The organism is Mycobacterium sp. NGS24 (assembly GCF_059813065.1).
Genome location: NZ_JCALDW010000022.1, coordinates 1 through 14,661 on the forward strand (window position 1 = coordinate 1; position 14,661 = coordinate 14,661).

Annotated in this window: 18 protein-coding genes; 5 read left to right on the plus strand and 13 right to left on the minus strand. The window is 68.1% G+C overall.

Annotated elements, in window-relative coordinates; genetic code table 11:
* The 7 genes from AC5Y6Y_RS22155 to AC5Y6Y_RS22185 all read right to left on the minus strand — a co-directional run.
* On the minus strand, window positions 1-788 hold a 788-nt coding region (locus tag AC5Y6Y_RS22155; protein ID WP_499930316.1), incomplete at its 3' end, for a DUF4262 domain-containing protein.
* 175 nt (window positions 789-963) lie between these two features.
* On the minus strand, window positions 964-1,518 hold the full coding sequence (locus AC5Y6Y_RS22160) for a metallophosphoesterase family protein (RefSeq protein ID WP_499930440.1): 555 nt from the start codon (window positions 1,516-1,518) through the stop codon (window positions 964-966).
* Window positions 1,519-1,584: 66 nt separating this feature from the next.
* Window positions 1,585-2,430 (minus strand): hypothetical protein, encoded by an 846-nt coding sequence (locus AC5Y6Y_RS22165; RefSeq protein WP_499930317.1) that lies wholly within the window; start codon window positions 2,428-2,430, stop codon window positions 1,585-1,587.
* Window positions 2,431-2,520: 90 nt separating this feature from the next.
* Window positions 2,521-2,913 (minus strand): hypothetical protein, encoded by a 393-nt coding sequence (locus tag AC5Y6Y_RS22170; RefSeq protein WP_499930318.1) that lies wholly within the window; start codon window positions 2,911-2,913, stop codon window positions 2,521-2,523.
* The gene (locus AC5Y6Y_RS22175; RefSeq protein ID WP_499930319.1) at window positions 2,904-3,746 is read right to left on the minus strand and encodes a phosphoadenosine phosphosulfate reductase domain-containing protein; all 843 of its coding nucleotides are present in this window, start codon (window positions 3,744-3,746) and stop codon (window positions 2,904-2,906) included. The genes AC5Y6Y_RS22170 and AC5Y6Y_RS22175 overlap by 10 nt, the downstream gene beginning before the upstream one ends.
* Complete coding sequence (locus AC5Y6Y_RS22180; RefSeq protein WP_499930320.1) at window positions 3,743-4,162, minus strand: hypothetical protein; 420 nt, start codon at window positions 4,160-4,162, stop codon at window positions 3,743-3,745. Before AC5Y6Y_RS22180 ends, AC5Y6Y_RS22175 begins: the two co-directional genes overlap by 4 nt.
* Complete coding sequence (locus AC5Y6Y_RS22185) at window positions 4,162-5,049, minus strand: hypothetical protein (protein WP_499930321.1); 888 nt, start codon at window positions 5,047-5,049, stop codon at window positions 4,162-4,164. The genes AC5Y6Y_RS22180 and AC5Y6Y_RS22185 overlap by 1 nt, the downstream gene beginning before the upstream one ends.
* Window positions 5,050-5,288: 239 nt before the next feature.
* Between AC5Y6Y_RS22185 and AC5Y6Y_RS22190 the strand changes: the two genes are divergently transcribed.
* From AC5Y6Y_RS22190 to AC5Y6Y_RS22205, 4 genes are read left to right on the plus strand one after another with little or no spacing between them, the layout of a single operon-like run.
* Window positions 5,289-5,951, plus strand: a complete 663-nt coding sequence (locus tag AC5Y6Y_RS22190; RefSeq protein ID WP_499930322.1) for a hypothetical protein — start codon at window positions 5,289-5,291, stop codon at window positions 5,949-5,951.
* Between the two features lie 36 nt (window positions 5,952-5,987).
* On the plus strand, window positions 5,988-6,413 hold the full coding sequence (locus AC5Y6Y_RS22195) for a hypothetical protein (RefSeq protein ID WP_499930323.1): 426 nt from the start codon (window positions 5,988-5,990) through the stop codon (window positions 6,411-6,413).
* Complete coding sequence (locus AC5Y6Y_RS22200) at window positions 6,410-7,276, plus strand: RAMP superfamily CRISPR-associated protein (protein ID WP_499930324.1); 867 nt, start codon at window positions 6,410-6,412, stop codon at window positions 7,274-7,276. Before AC5Y6Y_RS22195 ends, AC5Y6Y_RS22200 begins: the two co-directional genes overlap by 4 nt.
* 7 nt (window positions 7,277-7,283) lie before the next feature.
* A complete protein-coding gene (locus tag AC5Y6Y_RS22205; RefSeq protein ID WP_499930325.1) occupies window positions 7,284-8,006 on the plus strand; it encodes a hypothetical protein in 723 nt (240 codons plus the stop codon).
* A 53-nt stretch (window positions 8,007-8,059) separates the two neighbouring features.
* Here the strand turns inward: AC5Y6Y_RS22205 and AC5Y6Y_RS22210 are convergent, their stop codons facing one another.
* The 5 genes from AC5Y6Y_RS22210 to AC5Y6Y_RS22230 all read right to left on the minus strand — a co-directional run bounded on the left by AC5Y6Y_RS22210 (window position 8,060) and on the right by AC5Y6Y_RS22230 (window position 13,471).
* Complete coding sequence (locus AC5Y6Y_RS22210) at window positions 8,060-8,500, minus strand: hypothetical protein (RefSeq protein WP_499930326.1); 441 nt, start codon at window positions 8,498-8,500, stop codon at window positions 8,060-8,062.
* Between the two features lie 9 nt (window positions 8,501-8,509).
* Window positions 8,510-9,121, minus strand: a complete 612-nt coding sequence (locus AC5Y6Y_RS22215) for a hypothetical protein (RefSeq protein ID WP_499930442.1) — start codon at window positions 9,119-9,121, stop codon at window positions 8,510-8,512.
* Window positions 9,122-9,183: 62 nt separating this feature from the next.
* The gene (locus AC5Y6Y_RS22220; protein WP_499930327.1) at window positions 9,184-9,903 is read right to left on the minus strand and encodes a hypothetical protein; all 720 of its coding nucleotides are present in this window, start codon (window positions 9,901-9,903) and stop codon (window positions 9,184-9,186) included.
* Window positions 9,903-13,079: a DUF8841 domain-containing protein gene (locus AC5Y6Y_RS22225; protein WP_499930328.1), complete on the minus strand. Its 3,177-nt coding sequence runs from the start codon at window positions 13,077-13,079 to the stop codon at window positions 9,903-9,905. The genes AC5Y6Y_RS22220 and AC5Y6Y_RS22225 overlap by 1 nt, the downstream gene beginning before the upstream one ends.
* Window positions 13,076-13,471, minus strand: a complete 396-nt coding sequence (locus AC5Y6Y_RS22230) for a Fis family transcriptional regulator (protein WP_499930329.1) — start codon at window positions 13,469-13,471, stop codon at window positions 13,076-13,078. The genes AC5Y6Y_RS22225 and AC5Y6Y_RS22230 overlap by 4 nt, the downstream gene beginning before the upstream one ends.
* A 640-nt stretch (window positions 13,472-14,111) precedes the next feature.
* On the opposite strand from AC5Y6Y_RS22230, the gene AC5Y6Y_RS22235 reads away from it, so the two are divergent.
* Window positions 14,112-14,264 carry a hypothetical protein gene (locus AC5Y6Y_RS22235; protein WP_499930330.1) on the plus strand — a complete coding sequence of 51 codons (153 nt, stop codon included), beginning with the start codon at window positions 14,112-14,114 and terminating at the stop codon, window positions 14,262-14,264.
* 27 nt (window positions 14,265-14,291) lie between these two features.
* On the opposite strand, the gene AC5Y6Y_RS22240 is transcribed toward AC5Y6Y_RS22235, so the two are convergent.
* Complete coding sequence (locus AC5Y6Y_RS22240) at window positions 14,292-14,648, minus strand: hypothetical protein (RefSeq protein WP_499930331.1); 357 nt, start codon at window positions 14,646-14,648, stop codon at window positions 14,292-14,294.
* Between the last annotated feature and the right edge of the window lie 13 nt (window positions 14,649-14,661).

A 14,661-nucleotide genomic window follows, 5' to 3' on the forward strand; every position in this document is an offset into this window, starting at 1 on the left:
TAGCCGTCTGAAGACGCGACCGCCTGCTCCCATTCGACGCCGAGCGCATCGAACAGATGCCGTAAGTCCGACAACAGGTCGGTCGCCGCCGTAGCGACGTCCTCAGTCAGGCTGGATCCGCCCAGGTGCTCGGCGTAGGCAACCAGCGCCCGCGCCGCCCAGCCAGCGCGAATATCGTTGTCGCGCTGCGGGTCAGAGCCATCACCGACCACGACGCTTTTCCGCGGCTGCTCAGCGATCAGATCGGCCAATTCCTGCGCCGTCGACGCCGCCACCCGCTGCGCGTGATACACCGGCCGCGCCTGCGGCGGGCGCCCACGCAGCGGCTGCTGCGCGTCCCCGCTGCGCGATCCGGCTTCCCCCGGCAACACCCCGTCGGCATCCGGCCACACCACCTGCACCGCCGCCGCGACCGCGCCGTAGCACTCCCTCACCAGATTCAGATCCCGCGCATCGGTCATCTCGACCGCCACCAGCGCCACATCGTCGACCAGGACCCCCTCGATCCGATCGCCGGTAGCCAACCCCTGGCCTGCGGCCACCATCCGGCGGGCCACCTGGTTGAGCACGCTGTGCGCCACCTGGCCCGGCAGCCCGTAGATCGCCAGTTCCGGCAGCGACTGCGCCGACAGACCCACCGTGTAGGCGAACGACGGACCCTGATCCCCAGCCGTCGGAAACACCGCCAAGACCGTCCACCCATGCTCAGCGACCTTGGCTCGCGTCTCGGCCAACACCGCCGCGCGCGCCTCCGACGCCGATCCCCGCCGCGAATCCTCATGCCCCATGTCCAACGCCCCTTCCTGGGCTCAGTGGGCCAGCCCCTCTCGGCCTGCCCAACACCACGATCCTACAACCCAGCACCGACAGCCGATCCTTCCAAATACACTCCATCGCAGCGTCTTTAGACACCCACTCCCCACCCCGGTGCCGGGAGTGGGTGTCTGGGTGTCGGCGGCGCGGTCAGAGGGTCACAACGCGAGCGCCGCGGACATACTCCACGCGGGTAGCTCCGTAGCGGGTGACCGGCACCCGCGGATAGGTGTGGCCGTGGATCAGCATCGTCGGCGACGTTCGGTCAACCCAGCGGCGCAGCGCCTCGATGCCTGCGTGGGCCTCATCACCGGGGTGATCGTTCACGCCAGCCGGCGGGCAGTGCGTCACCAGCACGTCAGCTCGCGGCAGCTCGGCGAGCATGGCGCTGTACTCACTCTGGGTGTAGAGCGCATCGCGGGTGCCGTCCTTGTACCGCACGCACCCCTCAAGGCCCGTGAACCTGAGCCCGTTGAGTTCGACGCAGCGTAGGTGCAGGTTGGTCATCCGCAGATCGGCCAGATAGCGGCCATCGCAGTGATTCCCGTAGACCCCGAGAGTGGGCACCGGCAGCTGATCAATGCCGGCGATGTCGGTTCGGTGGAGGTCGCCGGCGGTGATCACCAGATCGACGCCCTGGTCCTCAACGACGTCGGCGAGAGCCCGATCGCCAAAGTCAGGTCTGACGTCAGCGATGACCAACATCGTCAGCCGCGGGGACACGACGCGTTCGGCGCTGTCGTTGAATTTCCGCCGAAACACCTGCCAGGCCTAGTTATCGGCGACCAGGATCCGGGCCGAGCTGCCGGCGGCCTCGAGTTCGTGTGCCCGACGCGCGGCCGCCACGCGGTGCACGCGGCGCGGGTACACCAGGCCGTCGCGCTTGGTGCGGGCCTGCGGGTAGATCCGCTCGAACTCGGCCTGGTCGTCGACCATCACCACAACATTCACACCATTGACGTCGGTGACGTCGAGCTGGCCAGCGCTGCTGGTGATGAAGTCGTCGATGGCCTGCAGTTCGGCAATCAGCCCCGCCGGCGGCGCCGAGGTGCTTCGCTCGAACTTCGCGTATCGCTTCACGTCGATACCAAGCAGCCGGGCGGTCTCCTCTTTGAGCAATCCGGCCGCCAGCCGGCGCACGGTGAGATCTCCGCGCTGTTCACCGCGGTAGACCTCCACGTCGCGGCCGCGGCGGCTCAGCTCGGCAGCGGCGCGGCCGACCGCCACGTGCTGCAGCGACATCGGGTACGGAACGAGGTCGCGCAGTGTTCGCGCCTCCGGGTAGGCGTCCTCGAACTCCACCTGGTCGACGGCGGCCTCCAGGCGCACGGTGCCTTCGGCCGGCGCCGTGTTGAGCATCCTGGCGACGTCGCCGGCGATGAACTCCTCCATCGCGATCAACTCGTCGACGAGTTCGGCGCTGACTTCCAGGGCGCCGGTCTCGCGGGAACGGTACTTGCGTAGATCCACCCGCAGCACCGGCACGAGGTCCTCGACCCGCAGGCTGAGCGCGTTGCGCCGCGCCAACAGGTCCGACCACAGGTACGGGGCCTCGTCGATGTCGTCCTCCTGGTCGTACATAGCGGCGGGCAACGTACCCGCCAGTCCGACACTCATGATCCCTTCTCCCTTCCGGAGATGTCGGGCCGACCCGTGTTGGCCTGCCCTTCCGTCCACGATGCTACTCCCGGCATCAGACGCCGCCGGTCAATCGCGCTGCCGCAGCTCCGACCGCTGCCATGTCAGCGCACCGAGCAGCCGCAACCAGCCCACCGACACCGCGCCGGGCCCGACCTCGATCCGCGGCCTCCACCACGTCGGCGGTCCCGTATTGACGTGCGCGCACACCAGCCAGGCGCCGATCTGAACCTCACGCGCCCGATTGACTTGGCCCCGGATCCGGGTGCTGAAGTCGACCGTGCGGGCGGCCCCGACATCGGCGTCAGTGAATCCGTGCGGCCGAGCGGAGCGGTAGACCGCCCGATGACCCCGCGGTGAGACGATCGTCAATTCACGGCGGTCCTCGCTCACCAGGATCTGCCGCTTCTCGTCGTTGCCGCCGCCGCTGACGATCTGCGGCACAGCATGATTCACGTCCATTCGGCCAACCTGGGCAACGCCCGCGCCAACCGATCGAACAGGTCCGGCCATCCCTTCTGTAGCCAGGCGATGTGGCCGTTGGACAGCTTGGAGGCGTCGATGATCGAGTCAACCCGGATCTGCGCCTCGGGCACACCGAGAGCTGCCAGCTTGCGGTAGAGCGGGTTCGGTTCGATTCCCCGACCGGCCAGGTACTCAAAAACCTGGGCTCGCTGCCAGTCCCAGATCGGCCCGTAGGTAATGGTCCCGTCAGCGCGGCGCACCACTCCCCCCGCTTGCGCGCGGACATCGCTGCGTGAACCGTTCTGTCGTGCACGGGTTTCGGCGGCCAGCCCGCGCCGGTAGAGCATCCGCCGGCCGTGGGACTCTTCGGCGCGCACACCCCACAACGACCCGCGGCCGTGAAGGCGGTGCGCTTCGCGGGCGGGACCAGTAATCATGATGTCGGCCAGCTGCCCGCGCAACGTCCGATCGACGGCCTGGTGATCGAACCCGCCGCCGGCGATCAACACCGTCAACAGGTCCGGCTCGGCTGCGATCGCCTGGTAGTTCAGCTGCCACGCCTCAGCGAGATCCTCCAGGTAGCGCACCGTTTCGGGGAACTGCAGCCCACTGTCGAAGAACACCACGGGAATGTGCGGATCGACCTGGCGGGCGAGGTCGACGACGACGGTGGAATCCTTACCGCCGCTCCAGGACACGAACCCGTCGTGCTCGTCGAGGTGTTCGGCGATGCGGTCGAGCAGGTGTTGATGGGTCCGCGTCCCGCGCCGGCGCGCGGCGATGCCGCGCAGTGTCTGCATGTTCAGCCCCGCGGCCGGCGTGGCGGTCATCGCTGATCGGTAACCGTGATCGTCATGCTCGGGAACAAGCGGTCGAGGTACTCGCGCAAGTAGTCGATGGCGTCGGCGCCGTCGAGGATGGACTCCTCAGTGGTGGTGTTGTCCCACCACAGCCAGCGGCCATTGCGCTTGAATCCGAACGGCGGCGGCACGTCGGGATCGACGTGCTCGCGTGCGAAGGTGCGCGCGGCGCCGACGACGAACCACCAATCGTTGCCGCCGAAGGTCACCGTGCCGTCTTTGTCGGCGACACCGGATAGCCGGCGCGGCAGCTTGACTCGGGCCTGGCACGGTTCGGTGGCCGGAGTTCGGGGTCGGGTGAGCGACCGGAACTGACCGTTCTGTCCAGGCTCGTCGGAGCCGATGTCCGACCGGTTGGGGTGCACGGTCCATTCGGTGCGTGTCATCACCGCTCCCTCAGTTGCAAGACGACGCGTTCGTTGAAGCCTCCCGAGCGGGTTGCGTAGGCGACGTGTTCGGCGGATGCCACGTCGAACTGCATTCCTCTGGGGAGTACGTGGGTGGTGTCCTCCACGCTGTCGGACCGGCCGAGATACATGCCCCGGCTCGTCACGACCTCGAACACCACGTGCCGAGAGCTGTCGTGCCCAGGTGTCTCGTGCAGATTGTGTCGGGTGATGGTGAACTGATCGAACGCGACGCTGGCCCCCGGTTGCAGGCTGGCCGGCAGGTCGGAGGGCTTGGTGATGTCGCCGTGGTTATCGGGCAGTCTCACCGCCACGTAGACGCGGTGCGTGCGGTCGTTGAGCCGCTCGTAGGACTGGATGGCCCGATCGAGGCGCTGCACTTTGGCGCGGTCAGTGTCGACGAGCTGCTGGGCGTCGCCGGCGGCCAGGTGCAGCCGTTCGTTGATGCGCCGCCACTCGGTGGGGTCCTCGCTGCTAAGCATGCTGTTGATCGCCGCGTGCTGCGATGCCGGCGCCGAAGCCATCACCTGGTTCTTGACCGTCGAGCGGATCTTGCGCTGTCGGCCGCTGAGGATCTCGCGGAACTCCTCGCGCGCGGGTAGGTCACCCCGCAGTCGCGCGGAGTCGACGTGGCTCACGTCCCGTGGGGTGGCGCGATCGCGGTCGCGTGCTGCGCGGGTCAGGGCGGTGTCTTCGTCGCGCAGCTCGTCGGTGATCTGGTTGGCCAGGCGCTGGAATGAGCGCTCGGTCATCGCATCCTCAGCGACCTCGCGAGCAGCTTTCACATCACGTGCACCGATGGCGCCGCCCTCGACGTCGACGGCGACGGGCTGCTCTCTGTTCGGTCTGGCGGTCTTGGCGCCCACGCGGCCTCAGACTTCCGTAGCTAGATGGTTAAACCGCAGTGTATGGGCCGAACTGGACACCGCGGACGAACGCCATCAGGCCACCCGCGTCGTGGCGAAACGGAGGGAGGCGGCCCCGGACGGCTGTCACCAGCCGCCCGGAACCGCCTCAGGTGAAACCCTCACCCAACCCCTGTGTGCGTTTCGTGTCGACCACCGTAGCAATCCGCCCCGCCATCTGGCCGTATCGTGACGCCAGCATGCTTTCCGATCCCGCCGCCGCGGCGTGGGTTGCTGCCGGTCGGCCCGCCGTCGATGCACCTGCACCGGTCGACGGACGCTGCGGTCGATGCGGCGAAGACGGGCCGACGGTCACCAGCGCACGCATCATCTCCGAGAAGTTCACCGGATTCGACGCGTGGCCGTTCGGGTCGCGTCGGCTGTGCGTGCCCTGCGCCTGGGCCTACAGCCGCCAGCCCACCACCCAGCCGTCACTGCTGATCACCGACACCTCCGTCACGGAGTACTCCGCCGGCGCCGAGCTGGCCGCGGCCCTCACCTCGGCAGCACTGACGAGCACGCAAGCCGTGGTCCTGCCGACAGCGCGCCGGCGCCACATCCTGCCGACGGCTGAGTGGGGCCACCTCGCCACCGACGGCCTGGTCGTGGCGTGGGACATCGCCGCAGCCGACCGACTCACCGACCTGGTGTGGCTGCGCACCACCGTCGGCGCCACGTGGCCACAGCTGAACCATTCAGCTCCACCGTCACGGCTGCTGAGCGCCCAGCCCGCTGACCAGTGGACGCGCATCCTGGCCGCTTGGACGTCGCTGCAGCCTTGGCGCGCCGTCCCACCCCTGTGGGCGGCCGCCCGTGTCCTCACCAACCCGCCCCCGGCGCGAGTAGACCCAAAACCGCATTAGCTGGCCGTGGCAGCACCGGCCGCTACGCTTCCGGCCATGACAGCGGCCCTCACCCCCACACAGGCGTGGCAGGCCACCGTGCCCGAACTTCCTCCCGTCGACGGACCGCACGCGATCGCCGAGCGGCTGCTGCTGTTGCTGCACTACGGGATCGACTGGGAAACCAGCTGGGTCGCCGATCCCCGCTACCGCAAGACCTACTGGGATGAGCAGCTGCCCGGACGTGTTCGGCGTGCCGCTTACCGCGCCGACACCCTCGATCGTTGGTGGTCGGATGTGTCCGGACAGCTCGGCGCACCGGCGCCGCGGCAACGGGATCGTCGACTCGAACTGGCCACCCTGCTTCGCGAACCCCCACTGCCCGTTATCGCAGTACTACGCGACAGCCTGCCAGCACTGCTGCTGCGGGTCCGCATCATCGCCGAAGCTGTTGCCGACCAACGGAAAGCGGCACGCGGATGACTCTGCTGAGCGTTCAGTTCGACATCGACATCCTGGCTCAGTCCTCGATCGTGCACCGCGAGGACTACAGCGCCGTCGGCACCGACAACTTCGCGCTGTTTCGCCGCGAGAAGATCATCGGCCCCGCCGGCGAGGTGATGCAGGTGCCGATCGTGTCCGGGAGCAGCTTCCGAGGGATCCTGCGCCGCATCGGTGAGGCGCTGACCGCCGGCGTGCTCGACTACGAGGACACGGCATTGCCCATCCCGGCAGCGCACCTACTCACTAACGGCGGCCGGCTCGCCAAGTCCGCGCGCCCGCTCACCGACGAGGAAGAGCGGCGCCTCAAGACTCTTTTGCCCCAGGTCGCCGTGTTCGGCGGGGCAGCCTCGGGGCGCATCATGTCCGGGCTGCTCACCGTCGGCAAGGTGCTCCCCGAGATCGCCGAGCTGTCTCACCTGCTGCCCAGACCTGCCCGCTCGGTCACGCTGCCGGCTGTGCTCGGGGTCGCCGAGGAATCGTTTAGTCACCTCTCGGATCACCGCACCAGCACCGCCCAGTCCCCGAACGCCGATCTCGATGAAAACAGCAGTCCGCTGGGCCGTTTCGGTGTTGAGACTCTTCCGGCCGGCACCCGGTTGCAGAGCTGGGTGCGCCTCACCAACGCCACCGCGGCGCAGGCCGCCTTCTTCCGGGATGTCCTCGCTGAATTCGCCACACGCGGCCACCTGGGCGGCCGGATCGCCGCCGGCCACGGCCAGGTCAGCGCCACCATCACCGAAACCGTCCAGCGTGGCCAGCTTCCGGACACCGGAGTCGACTGGGCTGAGGAACTGGGCGCCCACCGCGACGAGGCGATCGCCGCGCTGTCCCAACTCAGCTGAACCGACCATGATCGCCCTACAGATCACCGCCACCACACCGCACGGAATCGTGCTGTCCCGCCCCTGGGGCGTGGCCTTCGACGGGCTGCTGGCCTCGGTGCTGTGGCATCGAAGGAAATGGGAAGCACGCAGTGTCGGTGAACATTTCACCTACCAGCACGACCAGATTCCCGAAGACCTCGACCTACCGTTGGCTCGTTGCGGTTCCCCCGACCATGACGACTGGCATTGGATGGCCACCTTTGCCGACCGGCATCCCCGCCCACACGAGATCCCCGATCCAGACATCCGCTGGCGCACCTCGCGAACCGACCGGTCGCGGTTGCAGCACCTCAGTCCGTCCATCGGCAGCCAGGCGGTCTCCGACAGCACCGGGCGCTACCAACGCCGCGTCGTCCCCGTGATGGCCCACCTGGCGACCACATTGACGTGGCGGGCTGTGGGCGATCCCGACCGCATCCGTGAGCTTCTCACCGACCTACCGTCCATCGGCAAGCACCGCGGTGTCGGTGAGGGGCTGGTCAGCCGCTGGGAGGTCGAGGAGACGCCCGACGTGCCCCCGTGGACGGCAGGCCACGAACACGAACCCGGTGTCCTTGGTCGCACCGCCCCGCAACGCTGTGTCGACTCCCGCGACGGCTGCACGGTCGGAGCGTTGGGGTCGGCCAGCATACGGCCGCCCTATCTGCACCCAATCAGCAGAACCGCGGCCTACTCGCCCGCCCGCTGATTCGACTCCCCAGCTGTGCAACTGGGCAGAATCGCCAGTTGCACACCCCGCGGTCAACGGCGCTTCTTGCGCTGCTCCTGCTGCTGGTTGGCCCGTGCTCGCTTGGACGTGTACTGCCATTGCGGCAGCTGCCATTCGTCCTGTTCAGCGTCTGGGGCCGGTGTCGGGATGGTAGGTCTCGGCGCACGCAACGCCGGCTGGCTCGGGTCCTGGCTGCTTGTGTCGACTGACGAGGCGCTTGACGGCGGGGCCGGCTCAACCTGCACGGGCGGCCGAGACCCTTCGGCGGTGCTGGCCTCGGGCGCGCTGACCGCAGCTGATGCCGGCAGCTGGTCAGGGTTGTCTGCGCCGAGTCGCGCAACGCTCACTTCCGGTGGTGCCGAGTGATACAGCGGCGTAGCCGGCGGCGCGGTGAAGATTGGGTTCTGCGCGAGCGATTGCTCGGCGGTGCGCCGTATCTGGCGCCGCATGGACAACCGCTTCATCAATGCCACGGCGTGAGCCTAGCCAGTCTGCCCGCTACCAGCGGCAATTCTCGCGAGCGCGGTGTCCGACAGGGCGGCGAGGTCGACATCCGGTCCGTCGGCCATCCACACCTGAGTGCGGCCGGTGGCCAGAAGATGGGCCGCGGGGTGAACGCGCCAGGCCTGCTGGCGAACCATGACGGCATGGGCGAGAACCTGTGCGTGGAAGCGGGTGGGGACGACCAGGTTGTCCACGGTGGCGCCGCGGCGGTGCATCTCCCCCAGGGCGCGCCGAGTCCCGTTGGTCACAGCGACCTGGCGCCACGGGCGCTGATGGATGGCGAGGACGGCAACGGTGTGCTGGTCGAGCCAACCCTGTTCGCGCCACACCGGCAGCACCGACTTCTCGTCGTCGATCGAGGCGAGCGCGGCCAGCGCATGCGAGTACTGCTGAGCGTTTCGCCGCTCTACCTCTGCAGGGCCGCACTGTAATTGGCGCAGTCGGTGCTTCGGAATTAACATGCGGCGCGACCCGTCCGGGGTCTTGGCCAGCCAGCGGCGCACCGTGGATGTTGATACGCCGGCGTAGTGCGCGACTGTCGCCACGTCCACCGCGCCGCGCGGTGTGGGGCCGTAGCAATCCAGCAGCATGGTGATGAGCCGCTGGCGTGTCCACCGCGGTCCGCGGGCCGGTCGGATCACCGCTGCGGCGCTCACTCAGGTATGCCTATGCCGAAGTCGTCGATCGTGACGAAATCCCAGCCTTCGACGTACTTTCCGTCGAAGAACGATGTCATCCAGTCCCGCAGGCCGCTGTCTCCGCCGTCTTCGTAGGCGCGCAGCATCGCCTCAATCTCCGAGGGGCTGATGGTAGTGGCAACGCGGCGGTCGCGGGCGTAGCCCTGGTCGGCGCCGCCAACGCCCTGTTCGCCGCTGACCCAGATCTTGCTGCCGCCCTTGAGCGCCTGACTGCCCTTGGCGCTGGCGCGGAAGTCGGCGGTGGCCGACCGGCGGCCCCTCTTCGTGGTGGTGACCTGGCGGGCGGCTTGGCGGATCGAGGCAAGGCGGCTGGGCGAGGGCTTCTGGGTACCGGCGGCCCAGCGGCGCACTGTGCCCGTCGACACCCCGAGGGATTGCGCTGCGGCGCGGGCGTCGACGGCGCCGCCGCGGGGGCCGCGACCGAACGCCGCCTGCAGCATTCCGCGCATGCTGGTGCCCTCGGTGGAGTCCCCTTCGGACTTGCCGGAGATTCGTCGATAGAAGGTATTTGACTGCGCGGCTTGTGCTTGCCGCAACGCCTGTCGCACTTCGGTTTTAGATGCCCCGAGGCCGCGGGCCGCGCGGTCGATGTTGACCGTTCCGTGAGCCACCGAGCCGTAGCCGGCCAGGTCGTTGCTGTCGATCCTGCTGCGCCGTCGGTTGTTCCGCGCCATCATGTGCTCCCGTCATCGCCAGCGCGGGCGGTCGCCCAGTCCGCTGCGGAAATCAGCTCGCGTTTGCCGCGGTAGTCGCGGCCGTTCAGGTAGTCGAGATGGTCGGCCAACAGAGCGGACCCTTCCGGTTTGTACTGCCCGAACCCGCGGCCGAACGTCGAGGGATCACCGGGCCAGGCGGAGACCGGATCGGGATCGTCGGAGGCGTACAGCACGGTGTCGGTGGCCACCGCCAACGGCCAGCGACCGCTCTTCTCCCCGATCTGCTGCAGTCGGTAGACGATGTTGGCCTTCGCCTTGGCCAGCACGTGCAGGCGCCGCTCCGGGCTGTAAGCGGTCTTGCCCTTGAGGTACTCGTCCGAGCCGATGATGCCGATACCGTGGGTGCGGATCACCTTGGCCTGGTTACGGGCCGCCTGGGCATCGGGGTCGTCGATGTCTAACGAGCTGCTTGCGTCGCGGAACCGCTCGTACCAGCCGAGCAGCACGCGGCCGTGCTGGGGCCAGGTCCAGGCCTCCAGGATCTGGGGTTGATAGCCCAGTGCGATCGCGCGCTCCATGGTCGGTGTGGTCACCCACTTGGGTCCGGTGAACTGAATTCCCCTGGGATTGAGGACATATGGCATACGCCAGTCGGAGCCTTCGGGGATCTCGGCGAGCCAGTAACCCGGCGTCTTGGCGTCGAACTCCGCGCCCTCGGGGTGATGCGTAGGAGATCCGATGGGCAGTTCCAGACCGGCGATGCCGGCCACGTAGGACCCTCCACGGTCGTAGGCGTGCAGGTACCGACGCTGGCTCTCATCCTCAGTAGGTGGTCGCGACCAGTCGAAGTCCGATTCGACGTCACCGATGCCGAACGGCGGCGTCGTTGTCGACGGCGCGAATACCACCGACCGCCACTCCTGAGGTGACCACTTCTTGGTGCGGGTCTGCAGCATCAAGTCGACAGCGGTCACGCCTGCGTTTATCTTCCAGGGGAACCGCAGCGCATCAGCCAGCAGCTGCAGTCGGCGCGCGAGCTGGGCCGGGGTCGGATCGTCAGCCAGGACTGGCATTTCGTCGGGGCTGGTGCCCATGCCGGGAACGAGGGCGATCATCACGCCCCGCTTGTCCTCGCGGTACACCCGCGTCCAGGTGCCGAGGCGATGGGCGGTGGGGTCCTCCCCCGCCCCACCCAGGCTCCATCCTTCGGCAACCGCCAGGGCCACGAAGTCGATGCCCTCGGTCAGTTGGCGTAGCGACTTCGCGCGGTCTCGCCGGCTGATGGCTTCGACGTCGATGCCGAACGCAGCGCAGGCATCTTCGGTGATCCAGATCTGGCCGGGTTCAGCGAATTTCGCGGTCAGCTGGTAACCGATGTGGTGGGTATAAGCCAGATCAGCGACCTGCCCAACATGTACGAGCGGCTCAGGGAACTCGATGTGCGAACCGTCGGGAAGCCACAGGCCATCGGTATGCAACACCGCGGCGGGCACACCACCCTCCGACGGTGCGTGCTCGACCGTCTCGACAGCCGGTTGTTTCAAACGTGCCGGTTCCTCATGCTGTTCGTCGACCGGCGGCTCGTCGTCCTCGGCGACCGGCGACGCGGGCTCTTCCTCAGCGCGGTGGTCATCCGCGACCACGGTGGGTTCCGGGGCCACTGTCCCGGCGTCGTCAGCCGGCAGGCTGGGCGCGGTGGCGTCTTCGGTCATGCCGAGGGCGCCGGTGAGCGCGGCGGCCACCTCGGACGTGGACTCGGCGAGCAGCACGGCAAGCACCGTTGTGTCGGTCAGCTCGACACGACGTGTAGCTGCCAGCCGTCCGAGTCGGGTATGCGTGTCCGCCAAATCAATTGGTGCGCCGGTAGTCTCATCACGCCCCGGCGTGTAAAGCATGTCGACGCCGCGGATGTAGACAGGCCAAGACCGGTATTCGCGCGAGATTCGCATCGCGGCACGACGCCCACGGAATCGCGTGTGTGCAGCGATCGCCGCGGTCCAGGCGGGTTGGAAGTGGTGCCTCCAGGCCTCCTCAGACCACAAGTCCGGATCGGCCAGCGCGGTGAGGTATTCGGCCGCGACGGACTCGACCAGATACTGCAGCGCCGTTTCGTCACGGAACGTTTCTCGGGCCTCCCGCAGACGGGTTGCCCACGCCTCCAGGACCCGGCCCTGCTGGGGCCACACGATCGCCTCGTCGATGGCGAGTTGTTCGATGCTCAGCCCGGCGCCGCCGTCGCGGATGTCCTTGGTCAGGCCGTCGAGATCTTCTGTGGTGAGCCACACCTGGACTGCGTGGTCGGGGCGCATCTGCGGATGCGGCAGCGGCAGCATCTCTGGCAGGTTCAGGCCGTCGCCGGCGGGCAGCGTCGCCCGCCACAGCCCGAAGGGCCGCTTGGATTCCGCAGCGCTGCCGGCCGCGGCCGCGGCTTCCAACGACTGGGGTTGGCCATGCCCCAGCGTGAGCATCCCTGCCGAGGCCAGCTGCGGGCACTGCTGAGTCAGGCACACCAGCTCGTCGGAGCGGACAAACTGCTGCTCTACCTCGGCCGACGAGGCGCACCAGGTCGGCTGGATCTCGACCTCGGGTTGCACCCACGCCGGCAGTGCGCCCGCGGCGGTGACCACCGCGCCGCGCCGTCCCGTTCGGGCGCGCATGATGTGGTCGCTCAAGACCGCGCCCGACGCCGCGGCGCCCGCTGCAGGCAGCACACCCAGTGCGGTGAACCACTGCTGCAGCCGCCTGCCGAGTTCGGCAGGATCATCGGTGGCCGCATGCTGGCCAGCCGCCAGCCATGGCTCGCGCTCGGCAAGCACTTCCACGCAAATCCGTTGCGCGCCCTGACCACGGCTGAGCATCAGCGCCTTCGTCGGCCTGGCGCTCAGCTCCCACCCTCGGGTCACCAACGGGGCGAGTGCTTGCCCGATCTGATCGGCGATCTCAACGTCCGCCGCCGCGGGCGCGCCCCCGAGCAGGGCGCAAGCCTCGCCGAGCATCCATATGCGCGCCGGCTCTGGTTCGCCCTCCCCGTCGACCGGAACGGGGCGCAGCCCGCCGCGCTGGTGCGCCCAGTCGATCAGCTTCTCGAGTTTGTCCACCGCGTCGACGGGTCCGGTGAGCCGATCGCCTCGCGCGTTAAACGATCCCGCCGTCGTGATGATGACGACGTGCCGCTCGACTCCCGCACCGATCACGACTGATCTCCGCCAGTGGGCCGGGCCGCGAGGTAAGGCCGGATCCGCGCGCTCGCTCCCTGCTGGGTCATACCGAGAACGGCACCGACCTCGGTGTAGGTCGCGCCGGCCGCGATCGCCGCGGCCGCGGCGGGACGCTCGTCGAGGCCGGCTTTGCGTAGCAGAGCCGCACGGGTGAGCTGAACACCTTTCGTGTCCGCTGCATCTCCCCGCTCGACGGCACGCAGCAGCCGTGTTCGTGCTGCAGGACTGACCTTGCGCCTGGCGATCCGGCGCAGCCAGACGTCGACCGCTGCCTCCAGGGATGAGTCGGCCATTCTTGCGGCGAAGTCGTCTGCATCGCGTTGCGCCGCAGCCTGAATCAGCGCGACGGTGGGATCGCCACTAGTCACGCGATCACGTCCGCGGCCTGCGTTCTGAACACGTCGGCGATGCTATCGACCGACCCTGACACGCACAAGCAATGCTTGTGCGTGCCCACAAGTGGCGATTGTGCCAGCAGTAGGCGCTCGCCCAGCTGACCCACTCTGTCAACTCGAACGTTTGTTCGACTAGGATGGTTGAGGTGGAAGAACGGCGGCTCCTCGGTCCGCATACGCAGCTGCGCAGGACTGCACACGGATGGGCCGAACCGCGGCCCACACAGTGCAGCGCCTGTGGAGCGAGCCTCGGTCCGCAAAGGACGCTCGTTGGGATCGCGCAATGCCGATGCGGTCAATCGCACCGGACCCACTTCTGCCGCTCGTGCGAGTTCACCCACTACTCACCTCCGCTCGGAGATGACTGTCTGCTGCTCGCGATGGATGAACGCAATCTGCGGGCGGCGGCGCGGCGCGAGCGTGTCGACGAGCCATGACGGAGCCGGAGTTCAGTCAGTGGCCGCAGTCGGGGCCATACCGGAACCTGTTCAGAGTGCATCGACACGTGTGGGTCGACATGATGCGGGTGTTTCCCGGCCTCGGGACGTGCTCGCGCCGGCAGGACGAGCTGCCGTTGTTCGTTCGCGGGTCAGGCTTGAGGATGGAGCCGTGGATGGAGGGCACCCTCCAGGCCTGGCTACGGCGTGCCGACGGCGGGTGGATCGCCTGGGTGTCCGTTCCTGTGGCCAGCGGTAACGGGGCGGCGCGCCTGATGCTTCAGCTATGGGTGGAACCTGCTGTGATGGTCACTGAGCGCCCGTGGTGACGTCTTGAGCTGCTCATTCCTTGTCCCTCAAGCGGTTCTCGGGTTCTGGTGTTGATTCACCCGAGCCCTCTTCGTCAAGTACTGCCACTGCGGAGGCTGCCAAGGCTCGTCGCTGTTTGGCCGTTGGCTTGTGGGCGCTGAGGGCGCGGAGTCCCGCTCATCGTCGACGGCCTCTGCGGCTGGCGGCGCGATCGTCTGTGCGCGGTCCGCCTCTGCGGCCGGCGCCAAGTCCGGGTAGGTCTCTGAGGGGTCTTCCACATCGCCGGGGAACCAGTCGGGCTGGAAGTCCTCCGCGCGAAGCGGGGCATCGGAGTCTGCGGCGATGCCAGTCACGGTGCCCTCCGAGACCTGCCGACGCTCAGCCGCCCGCTTCATCAGTGCCACCTGGTGAGGGTAT